Source organism: Delftia sp. SD018 (genome assembly GCF_017355445.1).
GTDB lineage: Bacteria > Pseudomonadota > Gammaproteobacteria > Burkholderiales > Burkholderiaceae_C > Comamonas > Comamonas acidovorans.
In genome coordinates this window covers 18,926-36,360 of the sequence record NZ_JADDRN010000011.1, presented here as the reverse complement: position 1 = coordinate 36,360, position 17,435 = coordinate 18,926, and the positions used below count along the sequence as shown (strand labels likewise).

The 17,435-nt window shown below is 67.2% G+C and carries 13 protein-coding genes; 12 read left to right on the top strand and 1 reads right to left on the bottom strand.

Annotated features, from left to right (window positions below):
- Positions 1-810 precede the first annotated feature (810 nt).
- Positions 811-1,293, bottom strand: coding sequence for a type VI secretion system tube protein Hcp (locus INR38_RS12940; RefSeq protein WP_013802370.1), 483 nt, complete (start codon positions 1,291-1,293; stop codon positions 811-813).
- A 615-nt stretch (positions 1,294-1,908) separates the two neighbouring features.
- On the opposite strand from INR38_RS12940, the gene INR38_RS12935 reads away from it, so the two are divergent.
- Genes INR38_RS12935 through INR38_RS12880 form a run of 12 tightly spaced genes read left to right on the top strand, consistent with a single transcriptional unit; the run spans position 1,909 to position 17,352 of the window.
- Positions 1,909-3,999 carry a serine/threonine-protein kinase gene (locus INR38_RS12935; RefSeq protein ID WP_207443222.1) on the top strand — a complete coding sequence of 697 codons (2,091 nt, stop codon included), beginning with the start codon at positions 1,909-1,911 and terminating at the stop codon, positions 3,997-3,999.
- Positions 4,000-4,008: 9 nt separating this feature from the next.
- Positions 4,009-4,797: a PEGA domain-containing protein gene (locus INR38_RS12930; RefSeq protein ID WP_207443223.1), complete on the top strand. Its 789-nt coding sequence runs from the start codon at positions 4,009-4,011 to the stop codon at positions 4,795-4,797.
- A gap of 2 nt (positions 4,798-4,799) precedes the next feature.
- On the top strand, positions 4,800-5,294 hold the full coding sequence (locus INR38_RS12925; RefSeq protein ID WP_012205665.1) for a TssQ family T6SS-associated lipoprotein: 495 nt from the start codon (positions 4,800-4,802) through the stop codon (positions 5,292-5,294).
- Between the two features lie 42 nt (positions 5,295-5,336).
- Positions 5,337-7,403 carry a type VI secretion system-associated FHA domain protein TagH gene (gene tagH / locus INR38_RS12920; protein WP_207475969.1) on the top strand — a complete coding sequence of 689 codons (2,067 nt, stop codon included), beginning with the start codon at positions 5,337-5,339 and terminating at the stop codon, positions 7,401-7,403.
- On the top strand, positions 7,400-8,188 hold the full coding sequence (locus INR38_RS12915; RefSeq protein WP_192366847.1) for a protein phosphatase 2C domain-containing protein: 789 nt from the start codon (positions 7,400-7,402) through the stop codon (positions 8,186-8,188). The genes tagH and INR38_RS12915 overlap by 4 nt, the downstream gene beginning before the upstream one ends.
- 19 nt (positions 8,189-8,207) lie before the next feature.
- Complete coding sequence (gene tssJ, locus INR38_RS12910) at positions 8,208-8,798, top strand: type VI secretion system lipoprotein TssJ (RefSeq protein WP_065346972.1); 591 nt, start codon at positions 8,208-8,210, stop codon at positions 8,796-8,798.
- A gap of 17 nt (positions 8,799-8,815) precedes the next feature.
- Complete coding sequence (gene tssK / locus INR38_RS12905; protein ID WP_012205669.1) at positions 8,816-10,150, top strand: type VI secretion system baseplate subunit TssK; 1,335 nt, start codon at positions 8,816-8,818, stop codon at positions 10,148-10,150.
- A 21-nt stretch (positions 10,151-10,171) separates the two neighbouring features.
- The gene (locus INR38_RS12900; RefSeq protein WP_012205670.1) at positions 10,172-11,503 is read left to right on the top strand and encodes a DotU family type VI secretion system protein; all 1,332 of its coding nucleotides are present in this window, start codon (positions 10,172-10,174) and stop codon (positions 11,501-11,503) included.
- 4 nt (positions 11,504-11,507) lie between these two features.
- Positions 11,508-15,164 (top strand): type VI secretion system membrane subunit TssM, encoded by a 3,657-nt coding sequence (tssM, locus tag INR38_RS12895; RefSeq protein WP_043823006.1) that lies wholly within the window; start codon positions 11,508-11,510, stop codon positions 15,162-15,164.
- Complete coding sequence (tagF, locus tag INR38_RS12890; RefSeq protein ID WP_034393871.1) at positions 15,146-15,850, top strand: type VI secretion system-associated protein TagF; 705 nt, start codon at positions 15,146-15,148, stop codon at positions 15,848-15,850. Before tssM ends, tagF begins: the two co-directional genes overlap by 19 nt.
- A 57-nt stretch (positions 15,851-15,907) precedes the next feature.
- Complete coding sequence (tssA, locus tag INR38_RS12885; RefSeq protein WP_207475968.1) at positions 15,908-16,933, top strand: type VI secretion system protein TssA; 1,026 nt, start codon at positions 15,908-15,910, stop codon at positions 16,931-16,933.
- The gene (locus INR38_RS12880; RefSeq protein WP_207444523.1) at positions 16,930-17,352 is read left to right on the top strand and encodes a hypothetical protein; all 423 of its coding nucleotides are present in this window, start codon (positions 16,930-16,932) and stop codon (positions 17,350-17,352) included. Before tssA ends, INR38_RS12880 begins: the two co-directional genes overlap by 4 nt.
- The last annotated feature ends 83 nt before the right edge of the window (positions 17,353-17,435 follow it).

Sequence of the window (17,435 nt, the reverse complement as noted above, 5' to 3'; positions counted from 1 at the left end):
CTGCCATGCCGGTTGGAGAACACCGCCCCTGCCGTTGGCGACAGCCAAGGCCAGCCAGGACCCAGCTCAAGGCGGAGGAAAAGAGCGAAGCCATGCCTGCGGCACCGGGCAGATTTGCGGACGGTGACAGGGTATACGCCGATTGCTGCTGCAATCTCTCTGACGGGTTTGCACGCCGGCAATGGGCAATGGTCCATTCACGCATTTAGTACTCTTTCTTGTACACAAGTTGGCAGTGGAATTTATTAAAGAAACGAATTGCGTTTTAATAATTGGACCGGCAAAAATATTCTCGACAACGTTCGATGTTCGTGTATGCTCCGCCACTCGCCGCAGTACAGGCCAAACGCACCACAACGGTTCGCAGGCCCCGGCACCAGGCATTCAATGTGCCTGATCAATAGACACAGGAGCCCACGCGCGGTAATCCTGCGCATATCCACGGCAATCCATTTTTATCAGAAATTTTCTGCACATTGATAGTGCAGCGAGCAAGTCGATTCCCCATGCCCGCGGCCATGGGTTTTTGTGTTTGTCAAAGATTGACAAGCCCAACGACATTCAGCTTTTGACAGGAATGGAAAGCTGGCCCACGTCAAAAAAATGACACAAAAACCAGCCAGGCACGCGGTTACCCACGCGGCCTCAAGGCACGTCTCTCCGATATTCCCTCAACAGCCTGATTTCGTCTTTCCATACTGAAAAGCCTCCATCGATAGATGGAGGCCATATTCCCGCACGTCCACGGCAACACCCGCGCCAGACGAGTCCGACGCGGGTTGCCGCAGCAGCACAGCTGCGGGAGGAAGCTCAGGCTTCGCGGTTTTCCTTGATGTTGAAGCCCATCTGGCTCTCGGCGCCCTTGCCGCCCTGGTTGGTCTGTTCCCAGTACTGGGTCTTGACCTTGGCAGCCTGGAACGAGTAGTTCACGGTCACGGTGTCAGAGGAGTTGGCGCCACTGACGGTCACGTTCGTCACCATGACGTCGGTCAGGGTGATCTTGGTGAACTCGATCTGCGAGCCGCCGGCCTTGCACAGCGAGATGTCGACCTGGCCCAGGTGCTTGCCCGTGGCGCAGTGCTTGAGCACGGCGGGGTAGCACTTGTCCACCTTGGCGATGACGTTCAGGTCATGGAAGCTCACCTTGCCGGCGCCGGCACCACCGCCGCTGGACATGGTGTTGGGCTGGGTAGCACCCCAGGTGAAGGAGTCGATGTCGGTCCAGCCCTTGTGGTTGGAATCCTGGGACTCGCCACTGGCGCCTTCGACCTTCATGAACATATCAACGGACATTGCACACCTCTCGAACTAATGGATTAAACGTTCGCATGCAACCCAATAGCCTGATTGCATCGGATAGTTCACACGCGAACAAAGGGGAAACCACTCTCGGGTAGAGCGCACGAAACCGATTCACTTAACACGTGATTCAGATCAGTGCGGCGCATACCCTGGATGGTCAAGGAATGTATTGACAATCGCCTGCAATCCTCACTGTCGTGAACCGCCCTCCTTTGTTGGAGCCGCGATGATAGTGGATAAGGCCGGCAAAATACAAACAATTGAGCAGACTGAATTGTTACGGCGGATACATCTGAAAAAAAATGTATCCACCTCATATCCATTCGATTCGTGTCATGGCTTTTTGCGGAACTCAAGCTACACTCACGCCGCATTCGGAGTCCGATTGAAATACGATCTTGTATTCATGACGAATCCATGACGCTCGTCTTTGGCCCCTGGCTTCAGACAATAGGCTGATTGAGGAAAACCAACGGTTTACAGAGACAGATTGCCGGTGTGATGCCGGCTTTCTCCTTGTCCAATGGCCTCGAACAGGTTCGGCACCCTGGCTGCGCGACAGACATCGCCCGCCAGGGTGTGAAACAACATCTTGGGTGGGATTGCATGGATAGCGAAGCAGCATGTTCGACCAACTGCCTTCCGGCAGGTGTCCAGATTGGCGAATACCGCGTGCTCGATGTCATCGGCGAAGGCGGTTTCGGCATCGTCTACAAGGCCCGTGACCTCTCGCTGGACCGCGAGGTCGCGATCAAGGAGTACATGCCTTCGGCCCTGGCCGGGCGGCAAAGCTCCCATCAGGTGCATGTGCGCTCGCAGCACCGTGGCGCGTTCGACGCCGGGCTGCGCAGCTTCATCAACGAGGCCCGCCTGCTGGCGCGCTTCTCGCACCCCACCCTGGTGCATGTCTACCGATTCTTCGAAGCCGGCGGCACGGCCTACATGGTGATGCGCCACTACGAGGGCCAGACGCTGGGCCGCGTGCTGCAGGCATCGTCGGGCCGCATCGACCAGGCCCAGCTCAGCACCCTGCTGGCCCCGCTGCTCGATGTGCTCGAGGTCCTGCATGCACAGGACTGCTTCCACCGCGATATCGCGCCGGACAACATCTTCGTGCAGCGCGATGGCAGCCCCGTGCTGCTGGATTTCGGCGCCGCGCGCCGCATCATCGGCGACATGACCCAGGCGCTGACCATGGTGCTCAAGCCCGGTTTTGCGCCCATCGAGCAGTACGTGGACGACGGCGCCATGCCCCAGGGCGCGTGGACGGACATCTACCAGGTCGGCGCCCTCATTCACCAGGCCGCCACGGGCCGCACTCCTGCCACCTCGGTGGCGCGCATGGTCACGGACCCCATGCAGCCGCTGACTTCCGAGCAGGTTCCCGGCTACTCCGACGCCTTCCTGCAGGGCATGCAAAAAGCCCTGGCCGTGCGCCCGCAGGACCGGCCCCAGTCGATTGCCGAACTGCGCAGCCTGCTGGGCCTGTCTGCCGAAAGCCGGGCGGCGCCTGCGCCTGTGGAGCCCAGCCCCATCTACATCCCGATCACGACGCCTGCGGCCGTTCAGGCCGCCATGGCCAGCGAGTCGGCATCCGCGCAGGCACCCCGGTTCCTGCCGATCACGGAAACCTACGTTCCCGCACCCACCCCACAGGTTGCGCCCGTGGCGACGGTCATGCCGTTTGCACCTGTGGCACCTGTGGCGCCTGCGCTGCCCGTGCCGCCTGTTGCAACGGTTCCACCCGTGGCCCCGGCATCGCCGGTCCCCGCTCCTGCTGCCGTGGCCACGCCTCAGATGGCTCCCCCATCTGCGCCCCAGGCCTCTGCAGCCGACCCGATGGGCCTGGGCAACGGGCCGTTCATCGACATCGACCAGGCACTGCCGGGCATGCCGGCGCCTCAGGCTACGGGTCAGGCTCCGGTTCCGGCTGCACCACCTGCACCCGTTCCCGAGCAGCCCGCCGCAGCGCCGGCCGTCCAGGCCAAGCCTCCGGCTGCCCGGCCTCCAGTTGCAGGTGCCCAGGCTGCGCCCAAGGCCAGGCGCAGCAGCATGGCCGTACCGTTGGCCATCGGCGCCCTGGTGCTGGCTGCCATCGCGGGTGGCGGCGTGCTGTGGTACGACCATTCCCAGGACCAGGCACGCGCCAAGACCCTGGCAGCACGCGACAGCCTGGCCTGGCAGCAGGCGCAAAGCCAGTCCAGCCTGGCCCGCCTGCAGGACTACCTGGACAGCTTCCCCGAAGGACAGCACCGCACCGAGGCCCAGGCGCTGCTCAAGCAATTGCTCAACGAGGCCTCGCTGGCCTCCACGGAGCAGGTGCAGCCGATGACCGCGCCCGAGCAGCAGGCCGTGTTGCCCGAGATTGCCCCCTCCCAGCCCGAGCAGAGCACGCCCGTCGTCCCCGTTACGGTGGCCACCGGGTCCGAGCCGTTGCCCACCGAGCCGTCCAAGACCGAAGCCCGCCCCGTCAAGCCCGCAGCGGCCACGGGCAAGGTGGTGTTCCGGGTCGTGCCCTGGGGCTATGTCTCCGTGAACCGCGCCCCGGCACGGACCAGCCCGCCGCTGACCCAGATGGAGCTTCCAGAGGGCGAGTACCGCATCGACATCAGCAACCCGGGTGCGGCCTCCACGGTGACCAAGACCATCACGGTCACCAAGGGCGAGTCGGTGACCGTGAACCATCTTTTCGAATGAGCGCGGCCCATGGCTCGACTGATGAACCACCGCTGGCGATGGATGCTGTGCACTGCAGTGCTCGGCCTGCCCTGCCTGGCGCATTCCCAGGCGGCATGCGAAGAGGCCGCGCCCGCCCAAACCGGCTCGGCAGGACGCCCGCAGCTGGCGCAGGGCATTGCGCTGTTCGAGGCGCGCGACCTGGCCCAGGCCGAGCGTGCGCTGCAGGCGGCGCTGTTTGGCGGGCTGGCCGATCCCATGGAGCGGGCTTCCGCCTACAGGTACCTGGCCTACACCTATTGCACGCACAAGGAATGGGCGCGCTGCGAGGCGGCCTTCGATTCCGCGTTCTCCGCACACCCGGGCTTTGCACTGCAAGCCTACGAAACCACGGGTACGCCGTGGCGGGACGCCTACAGCCGCGCCCAGGACCGCTGGATCCAGCGCTGCCCTTCCGCGCAGCGGCTGCGCACGGCGCCTGCGGCACCCACGGCCGGCGGCTTTGCACTGAACAGCCGCGTGATCACCTCGATCACCGCCCTGACACCCGGCCTTGCTCCAGCGCGCTCCGCAGCGCTGGCCGCACGGTCTGAGACGCCACGGACAGATCACAACCTGCGCCTGAGGGTCAGCCCCTGGGCGAATGTGCTGATCAACGGCAAGCCGTCCGGCGTCACCCCTCCCGTCGTGCTGCTCAAGCTGGCGCCAGGCTCCCACACGGTGGAGCTGCGCAATCCCGGCTTCGAGAGCTATCGGCAGGTGATCCGCATCACCGACGGCCAGTCGGTGACCCTTTCCCATGACTTTGATGCCCGCTGACCATGTCCATGACCCTGAATATTCCTCACTCCATCCAGCGCCTGACCCTCGCCCTGGCCGTTGCCTTCGGCCTGGCCGCGTGTGAAACCGCGCCCAAGCCCGTGGAGCCCGAGCCGGCCCCGACCGTGGTCCAGCCTCCGGAGCCCGTCAAGCCCGTGGACCCCGTGGTGATCAAGGAGCAGGAGCTGGTCGAAGCCATCCAGCTCTATGTGGACGGCCGCTATGAGGACGCCATCACGGCGCTGACGCCCCTGTCCACCGCGCAGGAACTGCCCATGAGCAGCCAGGTCAAGGCGCTGAAGTACATCGCCTTCAGCCACTGCGTGGAGGGCCGCCGCAAGCCCTGCCGCCAGCACTTCGACATGGCCCTGGCCCTGGACCCCACCTTCCAGCTGACCGAGGCCGAAAAGGGCCATCCCATCTGGGGTCGGGAGTTCAACAACGCCCGTGCCGCGCTGCGCAACAAGCGCCCTGCGCCCGCGCGCAAAGCCTCCTGAGGCATCCCGACGCTTCCTGAAAACTGCCTAGCCTAAGACTCCATGGACAAAATCGAACTCAGGGTGGTGGTCCACGATGGCGTTCCGGTCGATCGCCACTGGCATGCCGTATTCGGCATGGCCGGTGGCACGATCGGACGCAGTGGCCAGAACAAGCTCATCATCTCGGACCCGGACGCTTCCGTCGCGCGCGTGCACGCCATGGTCAGGCTGGATTCCGAGGGAGCCTTTGTTGCGAACCTGAGCGAGCGTGATCCCATCTGGGTGGCAGAGCAGCCCGTGCGTTCGGGCCAGGAAGTGGGCCTGCCCCTGGGTGCGCGCATCCGTATCGGCGCCTACACCCTGGCCGCCGTGGCGCCGGGCACGCCTTTCGAGGCACCGCCTTCGGCTGCAATGCAAAACGCGCAGGCCGCGCAAGCAACGCAGACAGCGGCCCCAGCCGCCACAGCCGCCCCGCAGCCCCAGAACGCCCCGCCTCCCGTCGCCGCCCAGCCCCCGCTGCCGGAAGCAGCGCCGCTGGCAGAGGCAGCGCCGCTGGCAGACGTATTGCCTGCCGCCGCCCCCGGCATCGCCGATCCCTGGGAAGGCCTGACGGCACTGAGCCTGGATGCCATCCAGACCCCTGCCGTGCCTTCGATCGAGAGCGCCATCCCGCCCGAGCAGGCTGCACTGGCCATGCCGCAGCCCGCCAAGCCGCAGCATCGCCCCCTGCTGATCCCCAATGATTTCGACCCCTTTGCTCCGCCGCCCCAGCAGGCTCGGCAGCAGGAGGAAGGCTGGGCCGGCCTGCCATCGCAAGGCACGGGCGATCTGATACAGCAGCGCCATGACGGCATGGTCCACACGCTGCCGCTCAAGGGCCTGAGCACCGAGGCCTTGCATGATGCCTCCCATACCGGCCTGCCTTCGTGCTTCGAGCAATCCCAAAAGCTCGACCCGCTTGCGCTGTTCGACCAGGGCGGCCTGCCCCCCGATGCGCAGCCACTGCAGCAGGCCTCGGGCCGAGGCTCCGAACTGGGCCAGGCCTTCAATCTGCCGCGCATGCAGTCGCATGCACAGCCCGCAGAGCCGGTGCCACCGCAGGAGGCGGCAGCACCGGCCCAGTCCGCACTCCTGCCCGTGATCGATACCGTGATTCCTGTAGTGCAGGAGCAGCTTCCTGTACAGGTAGAGGCGCGGGCACAGGTACAGGCACAGGACATTCCGGTTGCCGCGCCTGCCCCGGCGCCCGTGCCCCAGATCCCCGCCGAGCCGGCCGCGCTGGACGGTCTGCTGCCCACCAATGGACTGGATCTGGACCTCTTCAAGTCCGGTCTTGCCCATGTTGCGCCCGTCGCCAGGGCTGCCGTTGCCCCTACCTCGGCCCCCTTTGACGCAGGCATCAACGTCAATATCCCCGCGGCCTCCAGCATCCTCGGCCAGGGCGACGCCGCCATCCCCATCGGCGCCCTGCCCTCCACCGCCGCGCCTGTCGATATTCCCGTGCAGCCCCAGCCGGCCGCCAACGCCGATCTGCAGGCACTGGCCGCAGCCTTCATAGAGGGCGCAGGCCTGAACCCGGCCAAGACCCATTTCGAGGTCACACCGGAATTCATGCGCACTTTCGGCGAAGCCCTGCGCATTGCGGTGCAGGGAACCATCGACCTGCTGGCCGCGCGCTCCGAGATCAAGCGCGAGTTCCGCGCCGGCGTGACCATCATTGCCACGGGGGCCAACAACCCGCTCAAGTTCCTGCCCAATTCCGAGGGCGTGCTCATGCAGATGGTCCACCAGACCTTCCCGGGCTTCATGAAGCCGCTGCCTGCCATGCAGGACGCCTTCCAGGACCTGCATGTGCACCAGCTGGCCCTGATGGCCGGCATCCGCGCCGCCTATGCCGAAGCCCTGACCCGGTTCGATCCGACCGAGCTGGAACGCCGCACCGAAACCAACCCCGGCCTGCTGGACAAGCTGCTGACCAATGGCCGCAAGGCCGCGCTGTGGGACGACTACAAGCACAACTTCGACGTGCTGCGCCGCCATGCCGAGGACGACCTGATGGCCTTCTCGGGCCGCACCTTCGTCGAGGCCTACGAAAACGCCGAGCAGTCCGTGAAAGGCCAGCCGTGATCGCCTACCTCGACGGAGACGGCCACCGCTACAGCATCCAGGTGGCCAGCGCATCCCACAGCGGCAGGCGCTCCAGTAACGAAGACGCCATGGGCCTGATGGACCTGGGCGCCGGCGGCCTGTGCTGCACGCTGGCCGATGGCGCAGGCGGGCATGGGCATGGCGAACTCGCCGCCCAGCTCACCGTGCAGGCCGTGGTGGATGGCTTCCGGCAGAACCCGCTGTTCGCCCCCGCCAGCCTGGCCTCCCTGATTTCCCAGGCGGAGCACCGCGTCAGCGGCCAGCAGTCCACCTCGGTCTCGCGCATGCACATGAGCGCCACCGTGGTGGTGCTGTGCATCGATCCCGAGCAGGGCCGTGCCCTGTGGGCGCACTGGGGCGACTCGCGCCTGTACTGGTTCCGCGCGGGCCGCATGCACCTGCGCACCGAAGACCACAGCCTGGTCCAGCAGTTGCTGCACGCCGGCCTGTACGAGGAGAACGACCCGCGCCGCCTGCCCAACCGCAACGTGCTGGCCGGCGCCATTGGCGCCGAGGGCCAGGTGCCGCCCAGCATCCGCGCCGACGCCGTGGCCCTGGAGCCCGGCGATGTCTTCCTGCTGTGCTCGGACGGCCTGTGGGAAGGCATGCACGAGTCGGAAATGGAGCAGTTGCTGGCCGCCAGCCAGCGCCCCGACGAATGGATACAGCGCATGGTCGGCCGCGTCGTATCCAGCGGCAATCCGCACCAGGACAACCTCAGCGCGCTGACGGTGTGGATCTGCCCGCGTGAAACCAATGACTGACATCGAGACAGGAGAAGCCATGTGGAGATCACAGGAACCGCAGGGGCGCCGGCAGGCGCTGCAAACGCTGGGCGCCTTGGGCCTGGGCACGGCCGTGGTGACCGGCCTGGCCGGCTGCGGCTCCCTCAACCCCCTGAGCCGCGCGCCCGAAGTGGCGCCCACAGCCGTGCCCACCGCCATATTCGAAGTGGTGGCGGACATGGACATCAACCCGGACCGTGAAGGCATTCCCAAGCCCGTGCTGCTGCGCATCTACGAGCTGCGCGCCTCCGCCGCCTTCGACCGCGCCGGCTTCTTCGACCTGCAGGACAAGGACGACGGCCAGCTGGGCAGCGACTTCGTGCGGCGCGAGGAATTCCTGGTCGCGCCCGGCCAGCGCCAGGTGATTGAGCGCAAGGGCAACCCCGATGTGCGCGCCTTCGGCCTGTTCGCCGCCTACCGCGATCTGGAGCGCAGCACCTGGCGCGCCTCGGCCGTCGCGCCCAACTCCGTGGAGCTGCGCCGGCGCTGGTGGGGCATGGGCTCCACCGAAAAGCTGCAGCCCGTGCGCTACCAGGTGCACCTGACCCGCGAAGAGGTCACCGTCCGCATTCAACCCGCATCCCAATAAACGCACATCTATCCACCATGGTCTGGCAACGCAAAGTCATCTGGGCCGAGGGCATGTTCCTTCGGCCCCAGCACTTCCAGCAGCAGGAGCGCTTCCTGTTCCGGCAACTGCAGTCACGCAGCCTGCCGGGGCAGCCCTTTTTCTGGGGCTTCTCGGAGCTGGAGCTGGACACCGATCTGCTGCGCATGGGCAAGCTGGGCATCCGTTCGGCCCACGGCGTGCTGCCCGACGGCACGCCGTTCCAGCTGCCGGGCGACGACGAGGCGCCCACCCCGCTGGACATCGGCAAGGACTTCAAGGACGTGGTGGTCCACCTGGCGCTGCCGCTGCGCCGCTTCTCTGGCAGCGAAGTGACCTTTGGCGAAGGCTCCCAGAGCCCTGCGCGCTATCTCAGCGACGTGACCGAAGTGGCGGACAGCAACGACGTGGGTGCCCAGCCCGCCGAGGTGCAGCTGGGCCGGCTGCGCCTGAGCCTGCGCCCCGCCCACGAACTGACCGAAGGCTGGGTCAGCCTGCCTGTGGCCCATGTGGTGGAGCGCCAGGCCAGCGGCGGCGTGCTGCTGGAGCCCGGCTTCATCCCCACCGTGGTCAACAACGGGCCCAGCTCGGTGCTCAACACCTTCTGCAAGGAAATCCACGGCCTGCTGCGCCAGCGCGGCGAAGTGCTGGCCCAGCGCATGATCCAGCCCGAGCGCGGCGGCATCGGCGAGGTCGGCGACTTCCTGCTGCTGCAGCTCATCAACCATTGGACGGGCGCGGCCCAGCACTGGGTGCGCACCGCCAGCATCCACCCCGAGCGCCTGTTCGAGGAACTGCTGCGCCTGGCCGCCGAGCTGACCACCTTCGACCACGAGCGCCGCCGCCCCGAGGTGCTGCCCGCCTACGACCATGACGACCTGCGGCGCAGCTTCCCGCCGCTGATGCTGGAGCTGCGGCGCAGCCTGTCCTCGGTGCTGGAGCAAAACGCCATCCAGATCCCGCTGCACGACCGCCAGTACGGCGTGCGCGTGGCGCTGATCCCGTCCACCGAACTGCTCACCACCTGCGACTTCGTGCTGGCCGCCCATGCCCAGACCACGCCGGAATTCCTGCGCACCCACTTCCCCACCCAGACCAAGCTGGGCCCCGTGGAGCGCATACGCGACCTGGTGAACCTGCACCTGCCCGGCGTCACGCTGCGGCCGCTGCCCATTGCCCCGCGCGAGATTCCCTACCACGCGGGCTACAACTATTTCGAGGTGGACACCACGCACGATCTGTGGAACCAGCTGCAAAGCTCCGGCGGCCTTGCCATGCACGTCTCCGGCGAATTCCCTGACCTGCAACTGGAGTTCTGGGCCATCCGCCGCTGACGGCGCGACGCATCTTCCGACATGAACAGTTCCAACATCAGCCACCAAATGCCCTGGGGCGGCGACGCCGACACGGGCCGTGCCGAAGGCGCGGCCAGCGCCGCGCCCGCGCCTGCCGGCCAGGAGCCGCTGCGCTCGAACCTGCCCGACGTGGTCAGCGGCGGCAACCCGCTGGTGGCCGCCGCCAACCGGCTGCTGAACCTCATCCCCCAGATCCGCGCCATGGTCACCAACGAGGACCCGCGCGCGCTGCAACAACTGCTGCTCGAGCACATCCGCGAATTCGAGCAGCGCGCAGGCGCCAGCGGCGTGCCCATGGAAACCATCATCGGTGCACGCTACTGCATCTGCACGGTGCTGGACGAAACCGCCGCCCAGACGCCCTGGGGCAGTGCCGGCGTCTGGCCCAAGCACAGCCTGCTGGTCGCCCTGCACAACGAAACCTGGGGCGGCGAGAAGTTCTTTCAGCTGCTGGCCCGCCTGGTGCAGACGCCGCACCAGCACATCGACCTGATCGAGCTGCTGTACTACTGCGTGATGCTGGGCTTTGAAGGCCGCTACCGCGTGATCGACAACGGCCGCGCCCAGCTTGAAACGCTGAAGGCGCGCCTGCTGCAGCTCATCGAATCCACGCGCGGCGACCGCAGCAGCCTGCTGTCCGTGCACTGGCGTGGCGTGCAACGCCTGGCCTCGCCGCCCTGGGCCATGGTGCCGCTGTGGGTGGCGGCGGCCATCACCTTGCTGCTGGCGTTCTTCATCTACCTGTGGTTCAGCTACCGGCTGTCCAACAGTTCGGACGACCTGTTCGCCGCCATCAACGAGATCCGCTTCCCGCGCACCTCGGCGGCCGCCACCGTCGCCACGCTCAAGCCGCGGCTGCGCCAGTTCCTGGAGCCCGAGATCCGCGAAGGCCTGGTCAGCGTGCGCGACGAGGCCGACCGCAGCACCGTCATCCTGCGCGGCGACGGCCTGTTCGACCCGGCCGCCACCGTCGTCAAGCCCCGCTACGTGCAGGTCATCCACCGCGTGGCAGCGGCGCTGGACGAAGTGCCGGGCAAGGTCGTCGTCAATGGCTACACCGACAACCTGCCCATCCGCACGGCGCGCTTCCCGTCCAACTGGAACCTGTCGCAGGAACGTGCCCAGGCCGTGTCCCAGATGCTGGGCGGCTCGCTGCGCGACCGCCAGCGCCTGCATGCCGAGGGCCGTGCCGACAGCGACCCCGTCGCCCCCAACAACACGGCAGAAGGCCGGGCGCTGAACCGGCGGGTGGAAATCGTCCTGCTGGTCGCGCCCCAGCAACGTGACCAGCAACTGCAGGCCCTGCCTGCCGCACCCGAGACCAGGAACTGATCCCATGATCCGTCGCATCGCCTCATGGCTGTTCAACCGCTACATGCTCGAGCTTCTGGGCCTGGTGGCCCTGAGCCTGCTCATCTGGTTCGTCGGCCCGCTCGTCTTCATCCAGCCCTACCAGCCGCTGGGCAGCCCCACCGTGCGCTGGTGGATCATCGCCGGCCTGTTCATCCTCTGGTTCCTGCGCCTGCTGCTGCGCTGGTGGCGCGCACAGCGCATGAACGAGCACCTCATGACCGGCCTGGCCCGCCTGACCTCGCCGCGCGAGGCGGACGGCACGCCCGCAGCAGGCTCCGAGGAAGTGGCCGAGCTGGAGTCGCGCTTCAAGGAAGCCCTGGACACGCTGAGCAAGACCCGCTTCGGCCAGACCGAAGGCGGCCTGTTCGGCCGCTGGAACAAGCGCTACATCTACCAGCTGCCCTGGTACCTGATCATCGGCTCGCCGGGTTCGGGCAAGACCACGGCCCTGATCAACTCGGGGCTGGACTTCCCGCTGGCGGCCCAGTTCGGCAAGCGCGCCATCCCCGGCATAGGCGGCACGCGCAACTGCGACTGGTGGTTCACCGACCAGGCCGTGCTGCTGGACACGGCCGGCCGCTACACCACCCAGGAAAGCGATGCGGAGCAGGACAAGGCAGCCTGGAAGGGCTTCATGCAGCTGCTCAAGCGCTTTCGCGGACGCCAGCCCGTCAACGGCGTGATCGTCACGCTCAGCGTGCAGGAACTGCTCAGTGCCAGCGACGCCGAGCGCGCCCAGCTGGCCCAGCTGATCGGCCTGCGCCTGAGCGAGCTGTGCGAGGAGCTGACCATCCGCTTCCCCGTCTACGTGCTGGTCACCAAGAGCGACCTGCTGGCGGGCTTCAACGAGTTCTTCGGCGCCATGAGCCGCGAGGAGCGCGCCCAGGTCTGGGGCTTCACCTATCCCTATGATGAAAAGACCCAGCGCTCGCCCGCGAGCGACCCGCAGGCCGCCAGCGCCCTGTACATGGAGGAGTTCGACGCACTGGTCGCCCAGATCAACCGCCTGCTGCCCCAGCGGCTGATGACCGAGCCCGACCTTGCGCGCCGCAGCCTGCTCTACGCACTGCCCCAGCAGTTTGCCGGCCTCAAGGACGTGGTGCGCGACACGCTGGATGCGGCGTTCTCCGCCTCGCGCTTCAAGGAAAAGCCGCTGCTGCGCGGCGTCTACTTCACCAGCGGCACGCAGGAGGGCATGCCCTTCGACCGCGTGATGTCAGCCCTGTCGCGCCGCTTTGCGCTGCGTGGCCGCCTGCCGGCCGATGCCGTGCCGCAGCAGGGCCGCAGCTACTTCCTGGAGTCGCTGTTCAAGGACGTGATGTTCAACGAGTCCGGCCTGACCGGGCGCAACGCCAAGAAAGAGCGCCAGCTGCGCCTGATGCAGGCCGCCGGCCTGTGCGCGCTGCTGCTGGCCCTGGGCGGCGCGGCCCTGGCCTGGACGCTGAGCTACGAGAACAACCAGCGCTACCTGAACGAAGTGGCCGACAACGCCGGCACACTGCGCCAGGCCGTGGAGGAATCCAAGGCCACCGACCCCGACAACGTGGTCGCCCTGGTGCCCATGCTCAACCACGCGGCGCGCGTGGCGCAGAGCAGCCGCTTCGAGGAATCGGCCCCGCTGGGCTGGCGCTGGGGCCTGCTGCAGGTGCCCAAGGTACAGACGGCCGCCCACGCCACCTACCTGCGCCTGCTGGAAGACGCCTGGCTGCCGCGCCTGAGCAGCCATGTCGCGCGCTCGCTGCGCCAGGTCAGCACCGGCAGCCCCGAGGCCAGCTACGAAACGCTCAAGGCCTATCTCATGCTCTATGAGCCCGACCACTTCGACGCCACCTTCGTCAAGGCCTGGCTGCGCAGCGATTGGGAAAACACCCTGCCCCAGCATCTGGTGCAGGCCGGCCTGGTGGACCAGCTGTCCGAGCACCTGGACCGCCTCATCGACGGCCGCGTGGTGGTTTCCGCCCAGCCCATCGACGCCAACCTGGTCGCCGAGGTACGCCAGCGCCTGGCCCAGATGTCGCCCGCCCAGCGCGCCTACAGCCGCCTCAAGCAGCTGCTGAACACCGGCGACAAGCTGCCGCCCGACTTCAGCGTGGTGCGTGCCAGCGGGCCCGAGGCGCCCCAGGTCTTTGCGCGTGCCAGCGGCAAGCCGCTCACCCAGGGCATCAGTGGCCTGTTCACCTATGACGGCTACCACGGCCTCTTCCTGCACGAGCTGCCCAAGGTCACCACCTTGCTGGCCAAGGAGGAAACCTGGGTGCTGGGCCAGGCCGAAGGCCGTCGCAGCGTGGCCCAGGAAGTGCTGACGGGCCAGCTGGCCAACGAGGTCAAGCGCCTGTACCTGATGGAGTACGCGCGTCTGTGGGAAACCTTCCTGGCCGACATCCGCCCCATACGCACGGCCTCGCTGGAGCAGGCCGGCGAGCAGGCCCGCCTGTACTCGTCCGCCAACTCCAGCCTGGAGCAGTTCATCCGCGCCGTGGCCCGCGAGACCACGCTGGCCCGCCGCCCGGACCAGCAGGAAGGCGGCAGCTCGGGCAGCACCAGCAGCTGGCTGGGCGAGAAACTGCAGCGCATCCGCGAGGAACAGCACCAGCTCAGCCGCCTGACCGGCAAGCCGCTGAACGTGGGCGGCATGCTGGCCACGGGCACGCTGGAGGCCGACATCGTGGACTTCCGTTTCCGCGAATACCGGCGCCTTGCCACCAGCAACGGCTCGGGCCCCGCGCCCATCACCGCCAGCCTGCAGGTGCTCAACGAGGCGGCGGCCGTCATCGCCTCGGCGCGCCAGCAGGTGATCCAGGGCGGCGGCGTGCCTCCCTCGCTGAGCGGCACGCTGGAGAAGGTGCGCTCGGAAGCCAAGCGCGTGCCGCCTCCGCTCAACAGCATGTACGAGGCCCTGGCCACGTCCACCTCGTCCTTCGTGGGAAGCAGCGTGCGCAGCACGCTGGGCGGCAACCTCAACGCCACCATCGGCGACTTCTGCCGCCGCGCCATCCTGGGCCGCTACCCCTTCACGCGCAGCGCCACGCGCGACGTGACCACGGACGACTTCGCCCGCCTGTTCGCCACCGGCGGCACGATGGACGAGTTCTTCCGCACCCAGCTGCAGACCATGGTGGACATCTCCACCGTGCCCTGGACCTTCAAGCAGGGTGTGGACGGCACGCCGGTGGGGGGCTCTGCCTCGCTGGCCGCCTTCCAGCGCGCGGCCTCCATCCGCGACGTGTTCTTCCGCGCAGGCGGCAACACGCCCGGCATCCGGCTGGAGATCAAGCCGCTGGACATGGACGCCTCCATCTCCCAGATGGTGCTGGACGTGGACGGCGAAATCGTGCGCTACCAGCACGGCCCGCAAATCCCCAAGGCCGTCTCCTGGCCGGGCACGCGCGGCACCGGCCAGGCCCGGCTGCAGATCACGGCCGCCGGCGCCCAGAACACCGGCATCGTGACCGAAGGCCCCTGGGCGCTGCACCGCCTGTTCGACCGTGCCCAGATCCTGCCGGGCAACTCGCCCGAGCGTTTCACGGCCATCTTCACCATCGACGGACGCAAGCTGCGCATGGAAGTCACCACCAGCAGCGTCCTCAACCCATTCCGGCTCAAGGCCATGGAGGAATTCGAATGTCCGGACCGGCTGTGAACGCCATGACCCTCCAGCGACCCTGCGCCGCCTGGTGGGGCAAGCTGCCAAGCCAGGGCGATTTCGTCGGCCGGCGCATGCCCCACGCACTGACCATGCGCTGGGACGAGTGGTTGCGCAACGGCATGGACCAGCTGCGCAGCGATGCGGCCGACAACTGGTCCACGCGCTTCGTGCACTCGCCGCTGTGGTTCTTCCTGTGCCCCGCCTCCATCCTGGGCCAGCCCATGGTGGGCGTGATCGGGCCCAGCTCCGACCGCATCGGCCGGCTCTTTCCACTGGCCATCATGGCCACGGTGGACGGCAGCTCCGGCATGCCGGCGTCCGACCAGGACATCGAACGCTTTCTGAGCGGCGCCCGTGATGCACTCATCGACGCCCGGCGCCTGCCGCTGTCAGCCCAGCAGCTCGACGAGCGGCTGGCCACCCTGCAATGGCCGTTCCAGCAGGACGGCCGCACGCCGGGCAGCGCCTCCATCCACAGCCTGCTGGCCGACCTCGACATGGGCACCTCGCAAGGCAACGCCGCGCGCCTGCCGCGCATGGACTGGCGCGCCTGCATGCGCCCGGGCTCCACCACCTCCGTCTGGTGGATCTCGGCCACGCCGCGCCACGCCCCTGACGAAGTGGTCCAGCACGAAGTGCTGCACCGCCGCCTGTTCACCCGGCTGTTCAAGGGCGCCTGAGTTCGTCCAGATCGCACCGCCCACTCCACACCATACCCAAGCAACACCGACCCGCCCATGGCCAATATCCAGGACCTGCTGACCGAGACCGCCGCCGAGCCGCCCTGCGGCCCGGACCTTACCTATGACAACGATTTCCAGGCCATGGAAAGCGCTGCGCAGGGCAAGGTAGAACAGCAGTTCGGCGACACCGTCATCCCCGCCGAGCCACCGGACTGGCGCGACGTGGAGCGCCAGGCCTCGGCCCTGATGCAGCGCACCAAGGACCTGCGCGTGGCCGTGCTGCTGTGCCGTGCCTGGACCATCCTGCACGGCCTGCCCGGCACGCTGCAGGGCCTGCAGCTGTGCGGCGCCCTGCTGGAGCGCCACTGGGAGCATGTCCACCCCCTGCCCGAGGATGGCGACGACTACTTCATGCGCATGAACGCCCTGGGCACCCTGTCGGACGTGACAGGCTTTGTGCGTGACCTGCGCAACGCCGACTTCCTGCGCGGCGCCCTGGGCCAGATCAGCGTGCGCGACGCCGAACTGATGGCCAAGGGCAACGTGCCCGAGGACCTGCCGCACCTGACCGCCGACGAATTGCGCATGGCCTCGGCCCGCGCGCATGCCGAGGGCCACGAAACCCTGCTGGCCGTCACCCCTGCGCTGCAGGAACTCGACCGGATCCGCGCCTGCTGCGAACAGCACCTGCCCAGCCACCAGCAGCCCGAGCTCGACGGCCTGCGCCAGCTGCTGCTGGCCCTCAAGCAATGGCAGCCCCAGTCCACAGGCGATGCCGACACGGCCGCCGAAACCGATCCGGCCGCACAAACCGGTACAGAGGGCGGCACGGTGGCCCACCCCGCGCCAGGCTCGGCACCCGCCCCGGCGCGCAACCGCGAACAGGCGATTGCCCAGTTGCTGGAAATCGCCGCCTTCGTGGAGCGCACCGAGCCCTCCAACCCCGCCCCCCTGCTCATCCGCCGCGCCGCCCGCTTCATGCGCATGGGCTTCATGGACATCCTGCGCGAACTGTCGCCCGACAGCCTGGCCCAGGTGGAAGTGATCACGGGCGCCCACCTGCAGGAGCAGCAGACATGAAGGCCAAATGCTGTTTCATGGCCCTGGGCGTGGGTCTCTCGACGCCAGCCTTCGCAGATGCCGGTGCACGGCCTGCAAACGCCATCGAGCGCATCACGATCCGCGACGGCACCGCCAAAAGCGAAGACCCCAGCATCCATTGCGATTCACTGCGCATTGACGAAAAGCGCGCGCGCTACTTCCTGCGCCACGCCAGGCCCAGCAGCCAGTTCAATTACGCGCATGCCTATGAAACCGGTAGCTGCAGTGCCCGTGCCGTCGTGCGCTTCAAGGGCGGCCGCCAAGTCAACCTGACCATCGACAGCGGCACGGGCTGGGGGACGGCGGAGAACAAGCGCTCCATCGCCTACCTCTACTGCGAGGAATGCACGGACCTGCTGGACCCGGACTTCGCTTTCAAGGAGCTGGCTGCCCCATGACACCCACCCCAACCACCTGTTTCCACACGGCCTCTTGCGCCCTCAGCCCTTCGGTCCGCCGCAAGGCGGGACTCCAGGCTTTT

What these genes read in the sequence shown, in the direction of transcription:
- tssJ (WP_065346972.1), top strand. Translation starts at nt 8,208, where the DNA reads ATGTGGAGATCACAGGAACCGCAGGGGCGCCGGCAGGCGCTGCAAACG.
- tagF (WP_034393871.1), top strand. Translation starts at nt 15,146, where the DNA reads ATGTCCGGACCGGCTGTGAACGCCATGACCCTCCAGCGACCCTGCGCC.
- INR38_RS12880 (WP_207444523.1), top strand. Translation starts at nt 16,930, where the DNA reads ATGAAGGCCAAATGCTGTTTCATGGCCCTGGGCGTGGGTCTCTCGACG.
- tagH (WP_207475969.1), top strand. Translation starts at nt 5,337, where the DNA reads ATGGACAAAATCGAACTCAGGGTGGTGGTCCACGATGGCGTTCCGGTC.
- INR38_RS12925 (WP_012205665.1), top strand. Translation starts at nt 4,800, where the DNA reads ATGTCCATGACCCTGAATATTCCTCACTCCATCCAGCGCCTGACCCTC.
- tssK (WP_012205669.1), top strand. Translation starts at nt 8,816, where the DNA reads ATGGTCTGGCAACGCAAAGTCATCTGGGCCGAGGGCATGTTCCTTCGG.
- tssA (WP_207475968.1), top strand. Translation starts at nt 15,908, where the DNA reads ATGGCCAATATCCAGGACCTGCTGACCGAGACCGCCGCCGAGCCGCCC.
- INR38_RS12940 (WP_013802370.1), bottom strand. Translation starts at nt 1,293, where the DNA reads ATGTCCGTTGATATGTTCATGAAGGTCGAAGGCGCCAGTGGCGAGTCC.
- INR38_RS12900 (WP_012205670.1), top strand. Translation starts at nt 10,172, where the DNA reads ATGAACAGTTCCAACATCAGCCACCAAATGCCCTGGGGCGGCGACGCC.
- INR38_RS12935 (WP_207443222.1), top strand. Translation starts at nt 1,909, where the DNA reads ATGGATAGCGAAGCAGCATGTTCGACCAACTGCCTTCCGGCAGGTGTC.
- tssM (WP_043823006.1), top strand. Translation starts at nt 11,508, where the DNA reads ATGATCCGTCGCATCGCCTCATGGCTGTTCAACCGCTACATGCTCGAG.
- INR38_RS12930 (WP_207443223.1), top strand. Translation starts at nt 4,009, where the DNA reads ATGGCTCGACTGATGAACCACCGCTGGCGATGGATGCTGTGCACTGCA.